A 21,474-nucleotide genomic window follows, 5' to 3' on the forward strand; every position below is an offset into this window, starting at 1 on the left:
AAAAATTGACTATGCTTTTAATTAAATGGAGCAATCTTAATATTAATTGTATACATAAACTTAAACTTTTACAAAAACTGAATTGTTTTCGTAAAAGTTTAATGATTTCTGATCTCTTTATACTGAAGTTCCGTTCCTTCTATTGATTTTGTTACCTTTGCTCTTATTTTTGTTTCAACAAATTATATAAGATGCTTAATATTCAAGCATACTTAAAAATAAACAGATGTTTAATATTAAATGTACACATAAACGTAAATGTTTTTGCATGTATAAACATTTCATGAAAGGTAAATAAAAACATTTTTGTTTTCGTATGTTGTTATGATTGAATAATTGTTTATGTTTTTTTTATGATATAATTAATATAATACCCTTAAAGGAGAGATCATTTGTGGCGACTATTATTTCATTAGGACTTCAAAAGGGTGGTGTAGGCAAAAGCACTACAGCTGGTGTGTTGGCGCATTTACTAGTTAGAGATGGAAGTAAAGTATTGGCAATAGACATGGATTCGCAGGGGAACCTCAGTGAACTATTAACGGATCTACCTTCAAATGATTTTGTTGGAAAATCTGTATTTGAAGCGATTATAACAAAACAACCTAAAGATTACATATACGAAGTGAATGAAAATCTTCATCTTTTACCAGCTAATAATTATCTTGCTTTATTTGCGCGTTGGTTATACACAAAACGGATTGGAACTAATGACGAACGATTACCTTATGACGGGACTCCATATGAGCAGGTTCATATAATGTTAGAAGAAATAAAAGATGATTATGATTATGTAGTTATTGATACACCGCCGGCCTTATCTGAGCAAACAACAAATGCACTTGTAGCTAGTGATTACGTAATAACATTATTTGAGTGTTCAAAATTTTGTTATTCTGCTATTCCTAACTTTTTAGATTCCATTTATGCAGCCCAAGAAAGAAAACTAAACAAGGTGGAACCTATTGGAATTCTACGGACACTTACGGATAAAAGAAGGACTGACGCCAAGATGTTTAACGAAATAATTGCTGGTGATTATCCAGACCTAGTATTTGACACGATTATATCAAGAAAAGCTAGTACAGGCAGGTTATCGTTTTATGGATTTGAAGATAATCATGAGATAAACGATGCATTGTCACAATATGAGGATTTTTATAAGGAAGTTTTAAACCGAATGGGAGTGTCCAAGAATGAGTAAATCTAATGCTGAAAAAATGCGACAAAGATTTGAGAATATGAGAAAAAACAATCCAAGTCAATTAATGACTGAAGATGTAGAGAAAGAAAATGAGGAAATTGTATCAACTAAGGAGGGAGCAATATTAGAGGAAACTGAAGATATGGGGCAAAAAGAAGATTCTAAAGAGGGTAAGCTGGATAATAGTAAAGGTGGATCTAAAGAAAATGAATCAGAAGAAAAAAATGAAGATAGAAGTGAGAAGAAAAATCGCTTAAAATCAAAATTTAATGAAAAGAAAGTAGAGGACTCGCATAGTAGAAGAACATTTCTTGTAGAGAATGAATTATTAAAACGGTTGGATAAGTTGGCCAAAAATAAACATGGATTCAAAACGGAATTTATTAACTACGCAATTGAAAGTGCCTTAGATGATATTGAAAACGAGTTTAAATAAATTTTTAAGTATATGGTTATGTAATAAAATATGTAATATAAAATGTAAACATAAACGTAATATTATTTGAACGTAAAAAGTCATGCTCCTATTCAGAGGTATGGCTTTTTAGTGTAGAAAATAAGTTGTACCAAATAAGAAAAAATAAGCTTTTTTAATTAATTTGAGAGTAATACTAATGTGAATACTTATGGTGGAATAAGGCTAATTGACTTTAGGGAAGCGATAGATTTTACCAATTTGTATATAAGAGATCTGTTTTTAACAAAATGTTCAAAAGAGTTGAGTATTTTCTGATAAGTTTAGGTTATACTAAAAAGAAGTATACTGAAAAGGGGTGTGTAACATGCGACGTAAGAATTTGAATTTTGAACAACTTGTTAACCAAAATAGAAAAGAACTCTTAGAAGATAAAGAAAAAATTACCCGACTTGAAATTCGTTTAGAAAAGAAGCAAACAGACGTTACGTTTTCGAATAGTCAAGGTGATTAGTAAAAAAGGCAGTATATTGAAAGCATGCTGGGATTCCATAAATAGAAATGAATTTTTTACGAGGACAAGGGACTATTCCTTGTCCTTTCTCATTTGGCAATTATCTGTAATGTTTTAGTTACAAAATATTAATACTGTGGTAATAAATGGAATGGTCATGTATTATGAATATGGTGAGTTTTTACATTTTTTCGGGAAAAGGAGAGGTTACATGGGGAAGAAGGTATTTTCAGTATTGGGGTTAATTTTGCTATTGTTTAGTTTGTTTGCACAAACCAGTTTTGCAAAAGTTATTAACCCTGTATCCGAACCGCTTGGTGAAGGTTGGGTTTCACGCAGCGATAATGGTGGCTGGCTCTATACATATGTAAAGGAAGATGCGAACGGAAATCTGGTTTACTGTTTGTCGCCAAATTATGATACGCCTAGAGGAGAGAACCTTAAACCAATCGGACCAGTGAGTGAGCTTGAAGCAAATGTGTTGCGTGTTGGTTATCCCCAAAATAATTTGGGGTTGAATAACGACAAAGCGCTATATGCCACTCAGGTTGCTTTGTATATTGCAAGCGGGGCTTTTGCTTGGTCAGATCTGAAATTTCATAATGCCAGTATTGAAGAGGCAGCTAGAAATATTTTGAATGAGGCTAAGCAACTTAATTATTCAGATAAGGCTGTCTTGAAAGTGTCGAATGAGAAAGTTAAAGCAACACCAGCTGATGGAAAATATGTGACTCCAGTTATTCAGGTCGTTGGAGATCAGGGAACATATAGTGTTTCCTTACAAGGAGCTCCAAAGGAAGCAAAAGTCGTTAACGGAAATGGTGTGGCGAAAGAAAAGTTCAATGTTGGAGAAGGTTTCAGAGTAATTTTTAATGCTGCACAAAGTGGTAATTTTTCTATTACAATTGACGGCGCACTAGAAAAAACAAGGACGATGGCATATGAAGGCACACCTCACGATGTTCAAGATGTTGTTGAATTAATCCCAATTACTAAAAATAAATCAACGGAAGTTGCTGTATCATGGGAAGCAGCAGGAGACCTTGTTGTAAAGAAGGTGGATAAACAAGGTAATCCGCTTCAAGGTGTAACATTTGAGGTCAAAAACAGTCAAGGCGAGGTTATTGCGGAAGGTACATCAAATGAAGAAGGCTTGGTAGTTTTTGAAAATCTAAAACCTGGTGATTTCATGGTATATGAAACAAAAGTGCCAGAAGGTTATACATTAAACGAAACAGAATACGATGTTCACGTGAAAAACGGTAAAAAGACGGTTCTAACGGTAAAAAACGAACGCATTCAAGGTCTCTTGGAAATTATTAAAGTAGATGCTGAAACAAAGAAAGCATTACAAGGTGCTGAATTTACCATTTACAATGAAGCAGATGAAGAGGTATCCACAATTGTCACGAATGAAGATGGTATTGCTTCTATGAAATTACCTTATGGCAAATATACATTCAAAGAAATAAAAGCACCTGAAGGCTACAGTTTGAATGAAAACGAATTCCAATTTGAAATTAAATCAGACGGACAAGTGATTAAAAAGAAAGTTGCGGATCAGGCAATTGAAAAGGATGTGGAAACCCCGGTAGAAAATAATGACCAGAACAATGATAAAGGGGATAAGGAACAAATCGGTGGAAAGCTGCCGAAAACATCAAGTGACAGTCTGACAAATGCAGCAACCGGTCTTACTATCGCACTTGTTGGCACAATATTATTCTTTTTCCGGAAGAAACGATTTAACTAATTTTCCAAAGGAGGAATAATGGTGGGGTCAAAAATAAAACTTTTAGCGATTACACTTATAGCCTTTGGATTATTATTTAGTGCTTGGAACACCTATGAATGGTGGAAAAGCACCCAGTCCGTTAAAGCAATCGATGCAGGTACACTTACAAACAAAAAGAGTCAGTCGGAGCGTGAAAAAAAGGTGACTCCAAAACATCGAGCAAAGGATAAAGATAGTGGTACCAAAAAAAGTCCGCAAGCATCAAAAAGCTTTTCAACGCTTAACGGTGATTTTTCGGAAGGAAAGCATATGGCAGAATTGATTATTCCCGAAATTAATTCTGTGTTTGAGGTGTATTGGGGTACCGGTTCAGTAGCACTTCAAAAAGGTGTAGGCATGTATGTTAGTAAATGGACAACAGTTCCAAACTTAGAAGGTGGACATACCGTGTTAAGCGGGCATCGGGATACTGTTTTCACAGAGTTGGGAGAACTTGAAGTGGGTGACCAATTATCATTGGAATACAAGGGGAAAACTTATTCCTACCAAATTACAAAAATATGGATAACAGAACCAGACGATCGAACAGTAATCACAAAAAAGAAAAAACCAACTTTGACCCTAACAACGTGCTATCCATTCGATTATGTGGGCAGTGCACCCGAGCGGTATATCATCCAATCCAAACTAATTAAATAAGCTCATAGGCAGGGAGGGCAGGAGTACTGTCCTCTATTGTTGTTTTTTCGCTGACTTGCAAGGTCCTGCCATAGGGTTAGATAAAAACCTATATTTATTTACACAGTTGAGGTCTCCTTTTTATTTTGGTTCCTGGTCAAATATCTCAATCCTCACAGAATCATTATTGATTCCATAAATAACAACCCAGTGAAGAACATTATAATTTTCATCGTACAAATAAGCCTTCAATTTAGGTATTAACCCCATGCCATCTACGTGATAGACTTCATATTCACACCAATCATCTAATTTGTAGTGAATTACTTCCCAAATTTTTTTCTGGCGTTCATTATCTTTGTAAAATATTAAACCTCCTATTGTGCATTTCCGTTCACTATTATGTTGTACTATCATATTGTATCACCCCTTGTTGGTTTCCTGGAGTTAATATAACATACAGAAATAAAAAATTCAGATTGGGGGATAAAAGAAACCCCAATAGCGAAGGATTTAAAAAAGGGGCCGTTACTCATGCAAAATATGCCTGGTTATAAGGCAATGCAATCCAGAATGGTTCTGCCTCCTGAAGCGCTTCTCATGGAGTTGATGAACCCAATCACCAACTTGGTGCTTGTTATAGTGACGACATTCATGTTCACCAATATGACGGGTCAAACGAAATCGATTTATATCACGGTCATCAATGCTGAATGAATTTTTGATGTTACCAGAAATCGAATATAGGTAATATCAACGTCATCGTTCGCCATTCCCTCCTTTTATTGGTTATATGTATTCTTCTGGGACTTTAATAATTATTTTTATTAGTTTATAATTATTGGCGAAGATATTAGAGCATAACCAGTTAATCATGGGTGTAGTAAGATGTAAGGACTGGTTAGTTTTGATAGGCTTCTTTTTGACTTAAATCCTGTTACATTTTCGGGGCGGTTCTTTTGTAGAATCGTTCCGAAAAATGAGCAGATTTTTTTACTTCTGTCGGGCGAGAGACAGGGCGTTGATAACTAGATATTTCTCCATCCTTCTCTTTTGAAGAAGGCGTGGTTTTGGCTATCTTTATTGGTTTTCATATTATGCCTTCAAAAGCAAAAGATTGGTAAGTTTTATTAAAAAAATATAAGCCTTTTCCAAAATAGATGGAAAAGGCTTATATTTGGAAGTATAAAAAATTGACAAAGTGTCAGACCATTACTATAACGTATGTGATCTCCTTTAAGCACTCCAAAAGATAATGCTGTTTTCATTTTTAGAAAAATCGGGTATACTATATGTAGAAGATCATACAATAATAAAGACCGTTGACGCGGTAACGTCAACGGCTAGTACAATAGGACTTAACCTCGTTATAGAGGGTTAGGCAACTAGAGAAAGGTAATCCCTGAGCGCCGCAAACGCATATGAGGGATTACTTTTTTTCGTTTTTATTGGACATAATCAATACAACCAAAACCCCAAAAGAAATCATAAGGTTAAGCACATTTGATATATCCATCGGCAACACCTCCCCTCCTCAGGAAGTTTCCTGAAAGGGATTGCTGCCTGCCCTCTATGCGTTTATCCTATTGTATCTGCATTATAGCATGTAAAGTTCTAGCAAGAGAATATATTGTGCTAATTTTTTTGCGGATTTATTTATCTTTTACTTATTAGCCCCTATATTGATCTAAGCATTCATGAAAAATAAGTTTAAACTAATAAAAAAACATATATGGTTATTTAACTAAATATGTAATATTAAACGTAAACATAAATGTAATATATTACATTTATGTTTATCCAAAGTACAGCAATATAAAACTTTGTGTTGCTTTGAAATAAAGTTCGATAATTCATAAAAAAGTTTGATACAATTAAATGTGGTGAATTGTTCCAGAATCGGGCCATTATCTGGAAGACATGAATTCGAGATAACTCAATAAAATGACTACTCAATTAACTTGGAATTATTTGGTTTAATAATGGTATAGTTAAAATAAGAATAAAAATGGAGGGATGTTCTTTGGGTACCTTCGCAGCTTTATTGATTGTGATATTAGCAGTATTAGTCGATTTCTTTTGGTTGGATGTGGATCGAAAACGTTGGGGTTGGATGAAAAATTGGACAAAGTTTCAGAAAGGATTATTCTTTTCTGGCTTTGCGGTTGTTTCAGTTTTAATTTATGTAGGATTAAGTCTAGAATTTTTATGAGTCAATAGATGATCCATTATAGGGGGCAATAGTGGAAGATTACTATTATTGGCTTTTAAAATTATCTTTATTACAGTATTCAACAATATTGTGTTTTGCAATAGAAAAGTACATAATAATGCAATGAAAAATACATAAGCTTGCCAGCCGATTTTGTTCAGTTGTTTTGCCTTGATAAAGCATGGCTGACTCTGTAACTATCTCCCGCAAATGTAAGTACATGGGCATGATGTATAACCCGGTCAACCAAAGCTGCCGTAAGTCTCGAGTCCACAAAAATACGATTCCATTGACTAAATTCCAGGTTTGAAGTGATTATGATGCTCTTCTGTTCATACCAATCGGTGATGAGTTGAAAAAGCAGCTCGGCTCCTTCTTTACTAAATGGAATGTATCCCATCTCATCTAAAATGATTAGATCCACTTTTTTAAAGCGATTCCTAAACTGTTGGAGCTTTCCTTCTCTCCACATTCTTTCTAACATATCAACTAGATCAGACACTCGGTAGAATCGGACCTCATAGCCTTTCTTACACGCCTCCCGGCCTAACCCTGTCGCTAAATGAGTCTTCCCTGTACCTGGAGAACCTGTTAGAACTACATTCTCTTTCGGAGAAATAAAGTGTAGATCTATCAATTCAGTACGATCTAGCTGAGGAGGAAACCTTATTTGATCTCCCCATTGAAAATCCGCAAGGTTTTTATAATTAACGAACTTTGCTTTTTTAATCAGACGTTCAGCTTTTGCTTCTTCTCTTAATTCAAATTCCTTACGGAAGAGTGCTTCTAAGTATTGCGTTTCATTTTCAAATGGAATTTTTTCGTAAATGTCAGCTACATAAGCCAATCGTAAGCTTTTACACATATCCCTAATGTTCATATTCGCTGCTCACCATCCTCTTTCGCGCTTGGTTGTAATAGGTCGTATTTGGACCAATCAACGTCGTAAGGATGGGAAGTAGAATCAGAGATTCTTTCAGATTGGTGTTGGAGGAGATCATAAAACCTTTCATTAATTTCCTCCATATCATGATTGATTAATAGGCTGATCAACCAATGCAATCGTTCTTTTCGTAAAGTAAGTGATTCAATATTTAGATAAGCTGCTATGCGCCCTGGCAAATATGGGTTATATCTTGAATAAGGAACTGATCTTGGTTTGGACGCCCAGGCTCTCATAATGGAAAGCCAAGGAATATTTCGGCTTTTGTTCATATATGGACGAAAGTCCGAGTGAAGAATTTCTCCGTAAGGAGAGACCACTTTATAACGGTCCCAATAAAGTACTAGATGAAGATAACTAAAATTATATCCTTTAGGAATATGCTCCTTCTTGCTGTCTATAGTGATTTCTCCATACTTGTTAGCCGTCACCTTCGTTTCTTTAAATATTGGATAATCTTCCTCCGGCAGAGCTAGGGCATGGTTCATTTCTTCATCAAGCAATTCTTGAATACGGACTTCCTTTGAGTAGTGAATTCGCTGACGATCTTGTACTAGTTTTTCATTTAAGATATTGGTTAGATCCTCATAGCTTTCTATGATTGGAGAAGGAGTAACGAAGTTATATCTTACATATCCTACTTTATTTTCAACGTGCCCTTTCTCATTCCCCTTACGCACATTACACGCTTGGATTTCAAATCTATAGAAATTAGCGAACTGAAGAAATTCATCTGTAAAGATGGCTTCGCCATCCTTATCCCTTGCTTTAATAACGGCGGCTTTCAAATTATCGATTCTAAGCTTTCGCGGTACTCCACCCAGTCGCTCGAAGATCTTCTTTAACCCGTATAAAAAGCATTCCTGATTTTCCCCCGGGAGAGGAACAGTTAAAGCTGTATTACTATAAGGTAGGCTCATCACTAAACAATGAACATCGATAAATTTACCGTCTTTAACAGCTTCAGTTATTCCAAAGTCCACTTGGGCTTCAGCCGGGGGGTGATTTAACCTTTCACTATTTTTATCTTTAATTTCCTCTGAATTATTCTTTCCTTCTTTCCACTCAGCAATGAAATAACAGACGGTCCGGTAGGACCCTTCAAACCCATGACCTTGAAGTTGTTGAAATATGGTCTTATTTTTCCTTCTCAGTTTTGGCTTTAGTTTTCGATCTTCTATAAGCCAGTCCGTTACGATTTCTCCCCAATGTTCCTCATACATCATTCCTTTTCGAGCCATCTGTTTTTCTTTTGGGACTTGCTCTTCATCCGCATATTTCTTGGCGGTACGCCAATTCACTTGAGCTCGATTAGCGATTTCATTAATAGAAACGTCTTCATGATTTCGTAAAGTTTTGATATGATTGATTTTAGTCATTGCTAGCAATCCTCTCGACCTCCACTGTGTTTGATTCGACACCAATTACAGTAGAGTTATATTGGATGGCTGGCAAGGCTTTTTTTTATCTAAAAAAGAAGTGCAGAGTTATGTACGTTTTCATTGCACATCTCTGTACTTCTATATTGCACTACACAAATATGTAGCTTTTGTTGAAGAAATATAAAAGGATCATCCATTAGTTTTGCTTAAAATGTATGATCCTTTATTTGTTGTTCGTGCAAAATAAATATTAAAACTGCGCAATTTAAATGAAAAATTGATAGGTTTCATTTTGTATGTACAGGGTGTACTCTAAATGAACAAAGATGTAAAAATACAGAAGGGAATTATCCCTTCTGTTCAACATTAATAACTAATGGCTCTGCAGCATGATTAAATATATTTTCTTTAACCCACTCTAATTTAGGGCGAACTTTAGTATTAACAGTAACATCTAATACCTCTAAAATGTTCTGGATTTCAGGTTCTAACAATACATTTGACTTCTTTTCAAAGAGTGGGTTAAGCCACATTTGTTCATATTCATTTTCAATAATGAGTTGAAATATTTTATTATGATTTCTATATATATTCTTTTTATAATAACCCCTAGAAACCGCATCCTGCTTTGTTGGAAAAATACTTATTCTAGTAATGGTGGACAAAAAGAATTGTCTATATTTACTGATAAAATCAAACATACGATCTTGACTAGTGGTGTTCAATTTACGATTAAATGGATCGGCCTCCTGGATAAAAATAATTTTTTCACCATCGGAATATACATTGTTTAAAGAGAATGACTGGTTTCTAAACACGCTATTAGAAACGCCACTGAAGTTGAACAAATCATTGTGTCTTTTCAATTCAAAAACATCATGCGAAAAAACCTTATCAATAAACTCATTTGGGATATTGCACTTCTTTAAAAGACTTTCACTATTATGTGCTCCTGTACCTCCATAACCACATTTGTAGTTATTAAGCCATAATTCTTCATCCTGTTCATTTTTTAGAACCATATCTGGTGTTGTAATACTATAGAGATGTTTATCTACTAAGTCTTGTTCAAGCGAATAAAACCCTCTATAAAATAAATCGAATTCATCGAATGCAATAAGTACATAGTTTGGTTTATGAAATCTCCATTTTAATTCTGAAAAGGATTGGTTTTCATATCGTTTCATTGAACCCCCCCGATTAAATTGACATTGAATGTTTTAAAAGATGTCGTTGGTTATCTCCCATCTAGGAGTAAACCCGGGGAGAAGGACGAAACCTTCTCCCCGGTCTCGGTTACTTCCGGTGCTTTCCCTTTCGGGCGTGCTCCCGGTTGTACCCCTTAACGGTGTACACCGTCCCGATCACGAAGCAAATTGCTACGATCACAGACGAAACAGTGTTGATAACGTCGGTCATGTTCACCTCCTTCCTTCGTCGGAAGGAGGTTCGAGCATGCCTTGACAGTGACCGCGGCATGCTAGGATGAAAAGACGTAGGAAGACATCACAGCAACCCGAAGAAAAGCAAGATTTTTCAAGTTCGATACTTGAAAAATCTTTATATAATTTTGATGAGACCTTCTCAATTAATATCAGCAGAATAATTTCTATTTCTTATCGGGCTACCGCCAGCAAAACGCGGGAAACGTACGTTAAGAGTTATATTTGATTAGTTTCTTGACCTTGGGTCTACGCCCTCCACCAGTTCACTAAGTATCCTTTTCTATATCTTTAATGTTGTATGTTTTTACTGGGTATTCTTCCATGTCCTTGTCACGCCAACCTTTCCAAACTCTTTGATTATATCTATCTTTCCTTTTCTGTTCCCACTTCTTATTCTCAGCCTTACTGGTAGTCGCCTTTTGTCTCTTAGGTTTTTGTACATATTTAGCTTGTGCCTTCTCTAACCTCTCCTTAACTTCCTCAAATTCTTTTCTGATCTTCTTTTTCTCACTCTTACTTTTTCCCTCTAGTGCCCTCAAATGAGTAGATTTCTTTTTCATATTTTCCCTACCTTTTTCTAATGATTATACTTGACTTAGGCTTTACGGTTTTCCCACAATAGCAGACGAGTATCACAATTCATTGGAAGAGGATGGTGAATGTTATTACAAATCTCCTTTTTCAGTTCAATTATTTATATATATCCACAGCAATAACTGTATTGTCTATTGAGTCAACTACCAAAATTATTTCTTTTGAAAAGGAAGAAAAGGTTCTAATCGCGATTGAATTTCTTAACCCATCTTCTAGTACCCATCCAGAGGGTCTTAACGAGAATGATTCACCACTCGATAGAAAGGAACTATCGATAAAGTCCATCACCCTTTCAAAGTCGGTATGTGAGACAGGTTGTATGTATTTACTCTTTACTTTAAAATATTTAAGTTTTGTTTCATGCGATGGAATATATAGCTTATCGGTCCTATAAATATCATTTATTATGCTATCTTTTGTTTCTTTAAATAGGGCTTCCTTTAATAGCTTTTGTGAATGACTCTTCAGGAATTTAAGATTGATTTTTGTAACAATGTCATTCATCTTTATCATTTGTACCTTTTCATAATGGGGCGCAATTTCATTTAAAATTACACTCAACGAAAAACTTGTAGGAGTGCGTAGCATCGTAAGAAAGTTTATATTAAATATAATATCTGGTGAAGAAATAAATGAGAAAATATTGGAAATTTCATTTTTATTATTATTTTCCCTTAATCTTTCTATCTTAAGACCACTATGTGTATCCTTATTTTTACTAACAACAGGTTTATCGACCTCTGTAAGCCATTGGAACATACATTCACCTCACAGAATTCTTTTCATCATGTTTTTGACTCCCTATACATGAATAATTTTCTACTATGGTGAAGGTTCTTTTGTATATTCTATAGAGGATTCTATTGATGTTGGGGAGGAACTCTTATCTAAAATAAGTTTGTATTTAGTAACGACTACATTTTTAAGGGTTGAAGCATAAGCTGTAGTGGAAATCGCTATTAATACTAATGACAAGATTCCAATTCTTTTAAGTTTTAAATTATCCACTCCCTTATTTATTGAATATCCTGATGATTGATTTCTTCCTCCCCTTTAAAATATTAGACTATTCAACCTACTAAACTATTATCATGAAAAACAAAAATTGTAAATAGTCACCAAAAAAAGCAAGCTAAGAAGACTACATTTTTAGATTTTCTGCTTAAAGTACGTTTCCCGCGTTTTGCTGGCGATACCCCATGCCCATCAAGCTAACGAAAATAATCACCTACAAAACGAAAAAGACGATATCTAGGGCTTATCTTATCATGCCCTGAAAATTAGTAAGCTTAGTCATTTTGTGGGTCAATTTAGTCTGGAACAGATTTTGTGAATAAATTACTGAAAGGGTTATCCTGCTATGTAATATTTTTGACTATTCAGTACAAAAATATCTATAATAGTATTACAAATATCTTCTGTATGGTAGGAGAGTGTAGATATGTGACTTTCATTAAAATGAAAATTACTGGACCAAGAAAGGAATGAATTCCATGAGTGGAAGACCTCGAGAATTTAAAGATATGAAAGTGATTGAAGCTGCGATGGACGTATTCTGGGTTAAAGGTTTTAATGCGTGTTCAACGGAGGACCTATGTAAAAGTACAGGTCTTGGTAAGGGGAGTCTGTACAATGCTTTTGGGAGCAAGCAAAATCTCTACAAGCAAGCTCTGCTACAGTATGTCGAATTAGGTCTTCAAGCACAACTAGAAATACTGGAACATCCAGGTCCTATTAAAGACCGGTTACGCGCTTTAATGGAGTGGGTGATCGATACTGATTTGAATGATCCAGATCGAAGAGGTTGTCTGTCAATTAATGCTGCAATGGAGCGTGGAAGGAAAGATCACGAGGTTGCGCGTGCAGTTCGTCATCACTTCGCACGTCTGGAACAGGCATTATGCCACGTTATAGCAATTGGACAACGCTCAGGTGAAATCACTTCCAAGCGTCCTTCCTTGGAACTGGCCCGATTTTTCAGGAGCAGCTATTATGGACTACGTGTACTTACCAAAGTCGAGCAAGACCGTGATGCCTTGTTGGATGTTGTTGAGGGTACACTGGCAGCACTATGACACCGTGTTGCTATACCCTTGATCTTTCTTACAAGAGACCTTTTAATTTGTTTTTAATCACTTAGATAATTTATGTCTAATTTTGTACTGATCGTTACAATACATAGATTTTTTATAAAGAATAGGAGTTGTTTTTATGCCATTTGCTATCTACGTGTTAGGTCTTATGATCTTTTCCCAGACTACATCCGAGTTCATGGTGGCCGGAATGATGCCCTCGCTCTCGGAAGAATTCGAGGTTTCGATCGCAGCCATCGGATACCTTATTTCTGCCTACGCTGCTGGTATGATTGTAGGCGGTCCGATGTTGACGGTCGGACTATTGAAGATACCACGGAAACAAGCCTTTCTTGCACTTTCCTTAGTCTTCCTTGTCGGGCAGATCCTTGGTGCGGTAGCCCCCAACTATGAGGTAATGCTGATTGCACGGGTGATCACTGGTATTTCCTCATCTGCCTGCTTTGGTGTTTCACTTGCAATCTGCTTTAACCTTGTCGGTCCCCGGTTACGCGGACGGGCGGCTTCCATTGTCCTTGGAGGTCTAATGGTCGCCACCGCTATAGGGCTGCCAACAGCAACGATGTTTGACCAGTACTTCGGATGGCGTGCGAGTTTTTGGGCGGTTGTTGTCCTGGTTCTTCTGTCGGGATTGTTAGGGCAAGTGTCTATTCCTTCATCACCCAAGCCGGAATCGGTCCGTATTCGGAGTGAACTGGGAGCTTTCAGGAATCGGAATCTGTGGGCTGCCTACGCTACCAGCATGTTGATCATTGGTGCTACATTTGCTGCGTTCAGTTACTTTTCACCGATCCTGACAAATCTCACAGGCTTCTCCACCAAAATGGTTCCACTTCTCTTGGCGATCTATGGTGTGGCAACCGTTATCGGAAATATTATCACCGGCAGGCTCGCCGATCACTATATGATGCCTATTCTAACCATCGGACTTGTCACACTTGCCGTTGCATTGGTTATCTTCGGCCTCTTTGCCGAAAGCCCAACTACCACTATGATTGCCGTTATCATGGTCGGACTAGTGGGGGTGCCAATGAATCCCGCTATGGCAACCCGCGTGATGCGGGTTGCCGGCACTGGATCGCTGGTTAACACAATTCATACCTCTGTCATTAACCTAGGTATCGTTATCGGTTCCGCGATTGGTGGATTAACCATCGACGCTGGATACGGACTTGTGTCACCTTTGTGGGTTGGTGCGCTATTAGCGATTCTTGGTCTACTTTCCTTGCTGCCATTTTTACGAGGCAAGAGCAGAGCGCAACATACGTCTAACATTAGAGCAGATGAACAACATGGATCTTCGTAAAACAGTAAAAAAAGTATAAATTTAGTCGGCTCCTTATTGTGCAGGAGCCGACTAAATTGTTTACTAATATGTCTTACATACAAATTTCCTGAAATGCTCTACTCAAGCCATTCACCGGTGTTAGCTTGATGGGCATGTTGTTTCAAAAAAATAAAGTTGTTTAAAAACGTCAGTCATGCTATTCAACAATCGGGCGCAAAAATTGAACAACAATCGACTGCCTTGGCAGCCTATTTATGTCATGAATATTATTATCGTTATGTCAATCCCGAAGAATATTAAACGTTCAGTTGAGGTGAAGTAATATGGACAAACGAACGTTAGGTTTAGTCTTAATCGGATTTTCCCTTCTTACTTTTGTAATAGCAATTGGATTTGACCAGCTTTCTAATTCAATTCAGCGTTCAGCAGCTTATGTGAAAGGAGGAGCCAGTGTAAGCTACGGAGGGATGTCTGTTCCTATAATTTCAATTATTTTGGTGGTAATAACAATTTTTATAGGTTTATATATAATGAAAAGAAACTGACATCTTACTGGAATTGCTCCATAATCGGGCGCTGTTCTGGAAAAAAGGACAGCGTCCCAATTTCCATTGTAAGGCCATTTAACAGTTAATTTATTTAGTTTAAGAGTGATGTTTTAAGGATGCAAGTTTCTGAATCTTATCGAATGGCACTTGTGTATCAATCGAAACCTGTCTAATGGATGAATGTGGGTGTTTCATGATGTAGTGAATTACCTTGTTTCTGTCAGCAAGGCATTTACTACACAAATTGAATGGGTTGACCGATACTGGAATTCTGCATAGATGACAATATCTTTTACTTATTCCCATTAAACCACTCCTCTCTTAAATTTTATCTTTATAAAAGAAAATTGTCAATATACGTAGTATTCTGACTAAGATGTTGGGTTTTGCTAGTCGTGAATGTTTATATAACGAGTAGATGGGTATCAAGTACTAAGTTATCTCTTAATTAAATTTGAAATTGACTAATTAATAAAACGGCATCATCAGTGTTATTACGAAAATTCTTGGACCTGGGAACTACGAGACAAAATAATATATGAAGGTGGGGGCGGATAAATAATTTCTAAATATAAAGAATCAGGAATTTAGTATTGTTTTGGTGAGAGTCGGAATCAATTTTATTTAATGCGAGGGATAACGAAGAATTTTATCTAGGGTGGAAGAATAGCTGTAATTGAAACCGAATATGTGTATCACGAATGTGAAAAAATTACTTCACGAAAGTTACATGCTAGCAGTAAAGTTAGTCTTATGAAGTAGAATAATCTCAATTTATATTTCAAAAGGGTACAATGTAGTTTTGAATCAGTTTTAAATCTCCACTCCACGGATTAGATTCAACATTGGTGGAGAGGAAGTAAGAAAGTTTGTGTAGCATCAAAGAATTAAAAAGGAAGATAGAAGAAACAAGGAAAAGAATGTATAAAACATATGAAAACGATCCAAATGATCCACAGGTTTTATCTATTTCGCAGAGCTTGGATATTTTATTAAATAAATATGACCGAGCGCTGAAAAAACGAGGGAACTAAATTTAGATAGAAATTCAGACAAATGTAACTAAATATTAAGAGTTTCTCCGAAATAGGTTTTATCTAGACAATGTCCAATATCTTGTTGAATGATGAGGTATTGGATGCTTTTTTACATAAGGTATTCATTATTCTGCAATACGATACCAGCTAATTAACGAGAAATGACTATTCCATAATACCAGCCAATAGCTGTCAACAATTAAAGGTAAAAAAGTTTAAAAAAACATGTTACACTAAAATCGGACATGCCAAATAGCCCTTATCGTTGAATTGATAAGGTTTCAAAAGATTGGCAATTTAAATGCATCTCATGATTGATCTACAAAGGCTTCTTGACGTTTTAACATGACATGGATCCAGTGAACAAGTTTATTAGCACAGGCAATCACAGCGACCTTGTGAGGCTTGCCTTCGCTTCTTTTGCGATTATAAAAGGCTATAAGTTTCTTGTTTCGGTTTTTGGCAATACCGCACTGCACAGCCGTATAAAGAGCCTGACGTAATCTTGATGACCCTCTTTTCGTGATACGGTTAATGGATGCTTTAAATTTGCCTGACTCAAAAACACTTGGATCTAGTCCCGCATAGGCGGCCAGTTGCTTAGGGCGTTCAAACAGATCGATTCCCCCGATTTCGGAGATAATTGTTGCTGCAATCTTTTCTCCGACCCCGGGAACGGATTGGACCAACGCATAATCGTCAAAAGTCTTGGCCAAGGCATTGATTTCCTTCCGTAATTTGGATAGATGTTCCTGGTATTGAAAAATCATCTGGATGTACATCTGCAGGCTAAGGACATGGCCACGGCAGATTGGCTCTTGAAAGGGATTACGGGCAGCCGCATCCTGTAATTGAGCCGCTTTATCGAGAAACCATGCATCGGAACGTCTTGCTCCGAGTTGACGCATCTCCGTGGCCAATGCCTGTTGAGAGACCCCTTCAATATCCGCAGAAGTCGGATAATGCAGTAAAGTGTTCAGGGACAACTTGCCACAAAGATTACTAAAAACGCTATGAAACTCCGGGAAAATCTGATCCAAAGCAGCCTGAAACTGAAGTTTGATTTCAACATAGCTGTCCGTTAAAGCGCTGTGCTGTCTGGTTAATTGCCGCAGATTCAGGTATTGTTCGGTTTTCCTTTGAAACACTTCCAGATCTTCTTTGTAATACAACTCCCCCAGATGGAAGGCATCGATTTTGTCTGTTTTCACCTTACGGAGGCTTGTTTTTCGAGCCTCATAGGAAATGACCGGATTGATGACATAATAGGTTATAGCCTGATCCTCAAGAAATTGAAGCACAGGTTCATGATAGTGCCCGGTGGATTCAAAAATGACAGCCGGAGGTTGTCCGGAAACCTGTTCCACTTCTTGATAAAACTGATAAAAAGCGTGAAGTCCTTGTAGATGATGTTCAAATTTAAAGCTTTTCTTATATGGTTTTTTCCTTTGTAAAAAGGCTTGAACCTGGCTTTCTCCTTTTGCGACATCCAGGCCGATGACAGGATTCATAGGTAATCACAACTCCTTTGATTAGATTCGTCGGTGCGCCCCTCACATCCCTTGTAGTTTCATAGCTTCGCTTGTTATACGGGATCATGTCCCAACCAGCCTCAAACATGTTTCTACAAGGAAGGGGTGGACAGTATTGCGGACGGGATCTAGTCCCACGGGCGCTAGCGTCCTCCCCCGACTTCCTCAAGCATATGAAACCTATAAAAAATAGGTCAACCAGTTCAATGACCGGCTGACCATATAATACGATCGGGCGCTAATCTCTAATAAGATTGGCGCCGATATTGAATCATTGGGCCAGTTAGCGAAAATTTTGTAGTGGCAATCCATAATGATCTGAGAAGGGATAATATAGGGCGCGCTAATCTAATTTGAAAAGCTATTTATTATTCGTTATTTTGACGCGGTATAGGGGCACAAGGTGCAACAAAATATAATACATAGTTTTAAAAAATGTAAAAATAAATAATGAACGATTCAAGGATTTTTTACTACCACTATTGAAAGAAGGTGATGCTATGTCTGAAAAGACTTGGAATAGGCTAAGTATAGTGGGGATAATAATAGGAGTTTTGGACATTTTACTTTTATTGATTGTGTTTGATAATCCATATGATGCATTTAGGACACCATTGGGTAAAATTATATTTGGTGTTTTGATGGTGGTTTTTGTCTTTGGAGTATTTGATAGGGTAAGAGATCAAATAACAAAAGGAGTCACTGGAAAAACATTTCTGTATACTGCAGTTATTATTGGGGCAATGTATCTTTTTGCTACGTATGTTGTTATTTGATAAAAGATATAACCTTAAATGTATAGGCGTTATGCAAACTGTTTGGATATAAATAAAATTCTTCAATTATCGGGCGCCTATCTGGAATAAGAAACGGCGCCCGTATTGCGCAAATGAGGCATTTATGTAGAATGAATTATTGTGCAAGTGACAGAAATATGAAATAATTCATATTAAAACAGCAAGTTAGAATGTATACAAAAGTTAATTCGTCTTGTTGAATAGAAGTACCAATAGGTAAGGGGGGAAGTAAATCTGTGAATAAAAAGACGATACATCGTGTTAACGTTATCCTGGGTGTTTTGTTTTTTGGATTTTCTTTATTTTTGGCTTGGTTTGGATTAGTTTTAGTACCTGTAATGGATACAACATCGGGTATCATTATTCCAGTTACTATTCTTTCAATATGGTTAATTGCATATTACCTACAAATTAAGTTTCGTACTTCTGTAGCCTTTTTATTTTCCGTAACTATTGAACTCGTTGTGCTTGCAATCATAATAATGCAGGTAAGCCAACAATTTGGTATAACAATAACAGTATGATGGTGCAGTCTTAAGCAAAAGGGCGCAGTTATCGAATAAGAGCTGTGCTCTTCTTGGCTCATGAGAGCCAGATTGGATGAATTCATTCTTTTAAGTAGTAAAATTATATAAGAACATCACGGGGGGATATTAAGTGATTAAAGGAATATATGAATTTATAAGTGAAGCACAGTTAAAAAATTATGCAGAACTTGCTGTACGAGTTGGTGTAAATCTGCAAAAAAATCAATTATTGATTATTCATAGTGATATACAACATGCTACGTTTGCACGTCTAATCCAAACGGTAGCCTACGAGGTAGGAGCTTCAAATGTATTTATAGATTGGACAGATGAACAGTCTACCAAAGAATTTTACTTAAATGCAGCAGATAGTGTCATTGATCACTTTCCTGATTGGCAGGCTGCCCGCTTTAAGGAGTGGGACGATGCGGGTGCTGCTTACATCCATATTATTTCTGAGAACTTAGATGTCTTTAAGAATGTTTCCACAGAACGGATGAGCCGCTTCCAAAAGGCCTCTCGCACCAAATTGAAGGCTCATTACGCAAAGATTAGATCCCACGAGATTCGCTGGTGTCTTCTAGCTGTCCCGTACTTCGCATGGGCAACTAAAGTATTTCCTCACTTAAGTAAAGAAGAAGCCCTGCAATCATTATGGCAATTAATCTTACGTGGAGCTCGGGCAGATGGAAAAAATCCTATAAAAGACTGGGAAAATCATAACAGAGCCTTCGAGTCCCGGAAAAAGTTTCTAAACGACAGCCAGTTCGAAGCCCTGCATTTTACAAATAGCCGTGGAACTGATTTATTAGTTGGTCTACCTAAAAATCATCTCTATATCGGTGGGGGTGTCATAGATAAAAATGGAATACCTTTCTTTCCGAACATTCCTACGGAAGAAATATTTACTGCTCCCCATAAAAATAAGGTGAAAGGCAAATTGGCAGGTGCTAAACCTCTTATCTATGAGGGAAGTGTCATCGATGAATTTTATCTAATTTTTAAAGATGGACGGATTACCCACTATTATGCCACAAAGGGACAAGAAGTGTTACAAAATCTCATCGAAACAGACGAAGGTTCACATTATCTAGGTGAAATTGCCTTGGTTTCTAACAATTCCCCCCTTTCTCAGGCAGATACTCTTTTTTACAATACCTTGTTTGATGAAAATACGGCCTGTCATATTGGAATCGGAAATGCATCTCCCTCCAATATTCAAAATGGCATTGACCAATCTGAGGAAGGGTTGAAGGCAACGGGTATGAATACTTCACTTTTGTTAGTCAATGTGACCTTTGGTACAGAAGATATGAAAGTAGTGGGCATTAAAGAAGGTGGAATTGAAGTCCTGCTAATGAAAGATGGTGATTTCCAATTCTAATTTAGCTACTCCTTAACAGGTAAGCCAACAATTTGGTATAACGATAGTGGGGTGATGGTTATTTGCCAGTTTTGGGGTCTTTAGCAAATATAGACAGAAAATGATTGTTCCAGAATCGGGCGCGATTAATTAATAAAAATCGTCCCAATATCGCGAATAAGGGACATTTAATTGAATAAGGAAATTTAGTAAAGAAGTGATAAACATGAAAAATATAAACTACCTGTGCGTGAATGGGTGTTTTGTATTTGAAGGTCGTTCTCCAAGACGTTAGTTACTGCTCTGGAGCTGTCCGATACGTAGCAATGATGACACCTGTATTCGTGGTTACTGAATCGACTAGATTGAGGTGTGCTGTCGAGCTATCACTGGGAAACAAACGGCGTCCTTTACCAAGAACCAGCGGATGAATCATCAGTACGTACTCGTCAATTAAATCATGTTGCATTAATGACCGGACCAGCTTTCCGCTGCCGAAGATCACTATAGTCTTATTATGTTCCTTCTTAAGCTGGGCAACTGTTTCAGGAATTTCCCCTTTTAGGAGTATGGAGTTTTCCCAGGGCAACGGTTCAACCATGATGGTAGAGGTAACGAATTTCTCTACGTTGCTAAGTGCTTCGGAAATAGAACGATCCTTTGACGAATTGGCCCAGGCCTTTTCCAAACCTTCATAGGTGGTGCGCCCAACCAGCAAAGACCATGAACTGCTCATATATTTGCTCTGTACCTTCATCATGAAAGGATCATTCCCAGCCACCGCCCAACCACCGTACTCGAAACCCTCCCGTGTGTCCTCGTCGGGTAGGCCGGGGCTTTGCATTACTCCGTCGAGGGTTAAATGTTCGATCACTACTATTTTTGCCATTTCTATCCCCTTTCTTAAGTGAATATGTGTCACTTTGTTTCCTTTTCTTGACGCCTCTTATTTTACTTTATTATTATAACACTTTTATAAACTTTGATTTCTTATAGGTTGCTATCGTGGACAACTAATACTATTACTTTACTATTTCGATTGGGCGCAAGAATTGAAAAAGACTTGCGCCCGCTTTTTCTTTAAAGAGCCATTTTGAGGACAGGGGGGTTACAATTGCTAGAAATGTCGTGGAGTTCTTTTCATATTGGATATGAACCCTACTTATT

23 protein-coding genes are annotated in these 21,474 nt (G+C 37.0%); 14 read left to right on the forward strand and 9 right to left on the reverse strand.

Features of this window, described 5'->3' with window-relative positions:
• Window positions 1-394: 394 nt before the first annotated feature.
• The 5 genes from B1K71_RS00720 (at window position 395) to B1K71_RS00740 (ending at window position 4,567) form a co-directional block, all read left to right on the forward strand.
• A complete protein-coding gene (locus tag B1K71_RS00720) occupies window positions 395-1,204 on the forward strand; it encodes a ParA family protein (RefSeq protein ID WP_077324118.1) in 810 nt (269 codons plus the stop codon).
• Complete coding sequence (locus tag B1K71_RS00725; protein ID WP_077324119.1) at window positions 1,197-1,640, forward strand: hypothetical protein; 444 nt, start codon at window positions 1,197-1,199, stop codon at window positions 1,638-1,640. The genes B1K71_RS00720 and B1K71_RS00725 overlap by 8 nt, the downstream gene beginning before the upstream one ends.
• 346 nt (window positions 1,641-1,986) lie before the next feature.
• Window positions 1,987-2,133: an FbpB family small basic protein gene (locus B1K71_RS00730; RefSeq protein ID WP_077324120.1), complete on the forward strand. Its 147-nt coding sequence runs from the start codon at window positions 1,987-1,989 to the stop codon at window positions 2,131-2,133.
• A 211-nt stretch (window positions 2,134-2,344) separates the two neighbouring features.
• Complete coding sequence (locus B1K71_RS00735) at window positions 2,345-3,886, forward strand: SpaA isopeptide-forming pilin-related protein (protein ID WP_175631788.1); 1,542 nt, start codon at window positions 2,345-2,347, stop codon at window positions 3,884-3,886.
• Between the two features lie 18 nt (window positions 3,887-3,904).
• Window positions 3,905-4,567, forward strand: coding sequence for a class D sortase (locus B1K71_RS00740; RefSeq protein WP_077324122.1), 663 nt, complete (start codon window positions 3,905-3,907; stop codon window positions 4,565-4,567).
• A 120-nt stretch (window positions 4,568-4,687) separates the two neighbouring features.
• On the opposite strand, the gene B1K71_RS00745 is transcribed toward B1K71_RS00740, so the two are convergent.
• A complete protein-coding gene (locus B1K71_RS00745; protein ID WP_077324123.1) occupies window positions 4,688-4,963 on the reverse strand; it encodes a hypothetical protein in 276 nt (91 codons plus the stop codon).
• Window positions 4,964-5,080: 117 nt separating this feature from the next.
• On the opposite strand from B1K71_RS00745, the gene B1K71_RS00750 reads away from it, so the two are divergent.
• Window positions 5,081-5,263 carry a hypothetical protein gene (locus tag B1K71_RS00750; protein WP_077324124.1) on the forward strand — a complete coding sequence of 61 codons (183 nt, stop codon included), beginning with the start codon at window positions 5,081-5,083 and terminating at the stop codon, window positions 5,261-5,263.
• 712 nt (window positions 5,264-5,975) lie between these two features.
• Here B1K71_RS00750 and B1K71_RS20335 read toward each other — a convergent pair.
• Window positions 5,976-6,062 carry a putative holin-like toxin gene (locus B1K71_RS20335; protein WP_428848845.1) on the reverse strand — a complete coding sequence of 29 codons (87 nt, stop codon included), beginning with the start codon at window positions 6,060-6,062 and terminating at the stop codon, window positions 5,976-5,978.
• Window positions 6,063-6,569: 507 nt separating this feature from the next.
• On the opposite strand from B1K71_RS20335, the gene B1K71_RS00755 reads away from it, so the two are divergent.
• Window positions 6,570-6,758, forward strand: a complete 189-nt coding sequence (locus B1K71_RS00755; RefSeq protein ID WP_245799111.1) for a hypothetical protein — start codon at window positions 6,570-6,572, stop codon at window positions 6,756-6,758.
• Window positions 6,759-6,915: 157 nt separating this feature from the next.
• Here B1K71_RS00755 and istB read toward each other — a convergent pair whose 3' ends face one another.
• From istB to B1K71_RS20065, 5 genes are all read right to left on the reverse strand, one after another.
• Window positions 6,916-7,638 carry an IS21-like element helper ATPase IstB gene (gene istB / locus B1K71_RS00760; RefSeq protein WP_077324126.1) on the reverse strand — a complete coding sequence of 241 codons (723 nt, stop codon included), beginning with the start codon at window positions 7,636-7,638 and terminating at the stop codon, window positions 6,916-6,918.
• The gene (istA, locus tag B1K71_RS00765) at window positions 7,635-9,080 is read right to left on the reverse strand and encodes an IS21 family transposase (protein ID WP_342742098.1); all 1,446 of its coding nucleotides are present in this window, start codon (window positions 9,078-9,080) and stop codon (window positions 7,635-7,637) included. The genes istB and istA overlap by 4 nt, the downstream gene beginning before the upstream one ends.
• A gap of 350 nt (window positions 9,081-9,430) precedes the next feature.
• Window positions 9,431-10,270: a hypothetical protein gene (locus B1K71_RS00770; protein ID WP_077324128.1), complete on the reverse strand. Its 840-nt coding sequence runs from the start codon at window positions 10,268-10,270 to the stop codon at window positions 9,431-9,433.
• 524 nt (window positions 10,271-10,794) lie between these two features.
• Complete coding sequence (locus B1K71_RS00775) at window positions 10,795-11,088, reverse strand: hypothetical protein (RefSeq protein ID WP_077324129.1); 294 nt, start codon at window positions 11,086-11,088, stop codon at window positions 10,795-10,797.
• A 130-nt stretch (window positions 11,089-11,218) separates the two neighbouring features.
• Window positions 11,219-11,881, reverse strand: a complete 663-nt coding sequence (locus B1K71_RS20065) for a hypothetical protein (RefSeq protein ID WP_245799112.1) — start codon at window positions 11,879-11,881, stop codon at window positions 11,219-11,221.
• A gap of 785 nt (window positions 11,882-12,666) precedes the next feature.
• Between B1K71_RS20065 and B1K71_RS20340 the strand changes: the two genes are divergently transcribed.
• The 4 genes from B1K71_RS20340 to B1K71_RS00800 all read left to right on the forward strand — a co-directional run bounded on the left by B1K71_RS20340 (window position 12,667) and on the right by B1K71_RS00800 (window position 16,085).
• Window positions 12,667-13,197, forward strand: coding sequence for a TetR/AcrR family transcriptional regulator (locus B1K71_RS20340; RefSeq protein WP_428848846.1), 531 nt, complete (start codon window positions 12,667-12,669; stop codon window positions 13,195-13,197).
• 136 nt (window positions 13,198-13,333) lie between these two features.
• Complete coding sequence (locus tag B1K71_RS00790; protein ID WP_077324131.1) at window positions 13,334-14,521, forward strand: MFS transporter; 1,188 nt, start codon at window positions 13,334-13,336, stop codon at window positions 14,519-14,521.
• A 305-nt stretch (window positions 14,522-14,826) separates the two neighbouring features.
• Window positions 14,827-15,048 (forward strand): hypothetical protein, encoded by a 222-nt coding sequence (locus B1K71_RS00795; RefSeq protein WP_077324132.1) that lies wholly within the window; start codon window positions 14,827-14,829, stop codon window positions 15,046-15,048.
• An 872-nt stretch (window positions 15,049-15,920) separates the two neighbouring features.
• Window positions 15,921-16,085: a Spo0E family sporulation regulatory protein-aspartic acid phosphatase gene (locus B1K71_RS00800; protein WP_139343270.1), complete on the forward strand. Its 165-nt coding sequence runs from the start codon at window positions 15,921-15,923 to the stop codon at window positions 16,083-16,085.
• 311 nt (window positions 16,086-16,396) lie between these two features.
• Here B1K71_RS00800 and B1K71_RS00805 read toward each other — a convergent pair whose 3' ends face one another.
• Window positions 16,397-17,599 carry an IS110 family transposase gene (locus B1K71_RS00805; protein WP_077324133.1) on the reverse strand — a complete coding sequence of 401 codons (1,203 nt, stop codon included), beginning with the start codon at window positions 17,597-17,599 and terminating at the stop codon, window positions 16,397-16,399.
• Window positions 17,600-18,120: 521 nt separating this feature from the next.
• Between B1K71_RS00805 and B1K71_RS00810 the strand changes: the two genes are divergently transcribed.
• From B1K71_RS00810 to B1K71_RS00820, 3 genes are all read left to right on the forward strand, one after another.
• Window positions 18,121-18,396 carry a hypothetical protein gene (locus B1K71_RS00810; RefSeq protein ID WP_077324134.1) on the forward strand — a complete coding sequence of 92 codons (276 nt, stop codon included), beginning with the start codon at window positions 18,121-18,123 and terminating at the stop codon, window positions 18,394-18,396.
• Between the two features lie 257 nt (window positions 18,397-18,653).
• On the forward strand, window positions 18,654-18,941 hold the full coding sequence (locus B1K71_RS00815) for a hypothetical protein (RefSeq protein ID WP_077324135.1): 288 nt from the start codon (window positions 18,654-18,656) through the stop codon (window positions 18,939-18,941).
• A gap of 133 nt (window positions 18,942-19,074) precedes the next feature.
• The gene (locus B1K71_RS00820) at window positions 19,075-20,328 is read left to right on the forward strand and encodes an aminopeptidase (protein WP_077324136.1); all 1,254 of its coding nucleotides are present in this window, start codon (window positions 19,075-19,077) and stop codon (window positions 20,326-20,328) included.
• A 274-nt stretch (window positions 20,329-20,602) separates the two neighbouring features.
• Here the strand turns inward: B1K71_RS00820 and B1K71_RS00825 are convergent, their stop codons facing one another.
• A complete protein-coding gene (locus B1K71_RS00825) occupies window positions 20,603-21,196 on the reverse strand; it encodes a dihydrofolate reductase family protein (RefSeq protein ID WP_077324137.1) in 594 nt (197 codons plus the stop codon).
• Window positions 21,197-21,474: the final 278 nt, after the last annotated feature.

The sequence above is a fragment of the Virgibacillus siamensis genome (genome assembly GCF_900162695.1).
Taxonomy (GTDB): Bacteria; Bacillota; Bacilli; order Bacillales; family Amphibacillaceae; genus Lentibacillus; species Lentibacillus siamensis_A.

Bases quoted from the DNA above. Each gene is read 5' to 3' on its own strand.
- B1K71_RS00725 (WP_077324119.1), top strand. From the start codon at position 1,197: ATGAGTAAATCTAATGCTGAAAAAATGCGACAAAGATTTGAGAATATG.
- B1K71_RS00730 (WP_077324120.1), top strand. From the start codon at position 1,987: ATGCGACGTAAGAATTTGAATTTTGAACAACTTGTTAACCAAAATAGA.
- B1K71_RS00735 (WP_175631788.1), top strand. From the start codon at position 2,345: ATGGGGAAGAAGGTATTTTCAGTATTGGGGTTAATTTTGCTATTGTTT.
- B1K71_RS00740 (WP_077324122.1), top strand. From the start codon at position 3,905: ATGGTGGGGTCAAAAATAAAACTTTTAGCGATTACACTTATAGCCTTT.
- B1K71_RS00745 (WP_077324123.1), bottom strand. From the start codon at position 4,963: ATGATAGTACAACATAATAGTGAACGGAAATGCACAATAGGAGGTTTA.
- B1K71_RS00750 (WP_077324124.1), top strand. From the start codon at position 5,081: ATGCAAAATATGCCTGGTTATAAGGCAATGCAATCCAGAATGGTTCTG.
- B1K71_RS20335 (WP_428848845.1), bottom strand. From the start codon at position 6,062: ATGGATATATCAAATGTGCTTAACCTTATGATTTCTTTTGGGGTTTTG.
- istB (WP_077324126.1), bottom strand. From the start codon at position 7,638: ATGAACATTAGGGATATGTGTAAAAGCTTACGATTGGCTTATGTAGCT.
- istA (WP_342742098.1), bottom strand. From the start codon at position 9,080: ATGACTAAAATCAATCATATCAAAACTTTACGAAATCATGAAGACGTT.
- B1K71_RS00770 (WP_077324128.1), bottom strand. From the start codon at position 10,270: ATGAAACGATATGAAAACCAATCCTTTTCAGAATTAAAATGGAGATTT.
- B1K71_RS00775 (WP_077324129.1), bottom strand. From the start codon at position 11,088: ATGAAAAAGAAATCTACTCATTTGAGGGCACTAGAGGGAAAAAGTAAG.
- B1K71_RS20065 (WP_245799112.1), bottom strand. From the start codon at position 11,881: ATGTTCCAATGGCTTACAGAGGTCGATAAACCTGTTGTTAGTAAAAAT.
- B1K71_RS20340 (WP_428848846.1), top strand. From the start codon at position 12,667: ATGGACGTATTCTGGGTTAAAGGTTTTAATGCGTGTTCAACGGAGGAC.
- B1K71_RS00790 (WP_077324131.1), top strand. From the start codon at position 13,334: ATGCCATTTGCTATCTACGTGTTAGGTCTTATGATCTTTTCCCAGACT.
- B1K71_RS00795 (WP_077324132.1), top strand. From the start codon at position 14,827: ATGGACAAACGAACGTTAGGTTTAGTCTTAATCGGATTTTCCCTTCTT.
- B1K71_RS00805 (WP_077324133.1), bottom strand. From the start codon at position 17,599: ATGAATCCTGTCATCGGCCTGGATGTCGCAAAAGGAGAAAGCCAGGTT.
- B1K71_RS00810 (WP_077324134.1), top strand. From the start codon at position 18,121: ATGTCTGAAAAGACTTGGAATAGGCTAAGTATAGTGGGGATAATAATA.
- B1K71_RS00825 (WP_077324137.1), bottom strand. From the start codon at position 21,196: ATGGCAAAAATAGTAGTGATCGAACATTTAACCCTCGACGGAGTAATG.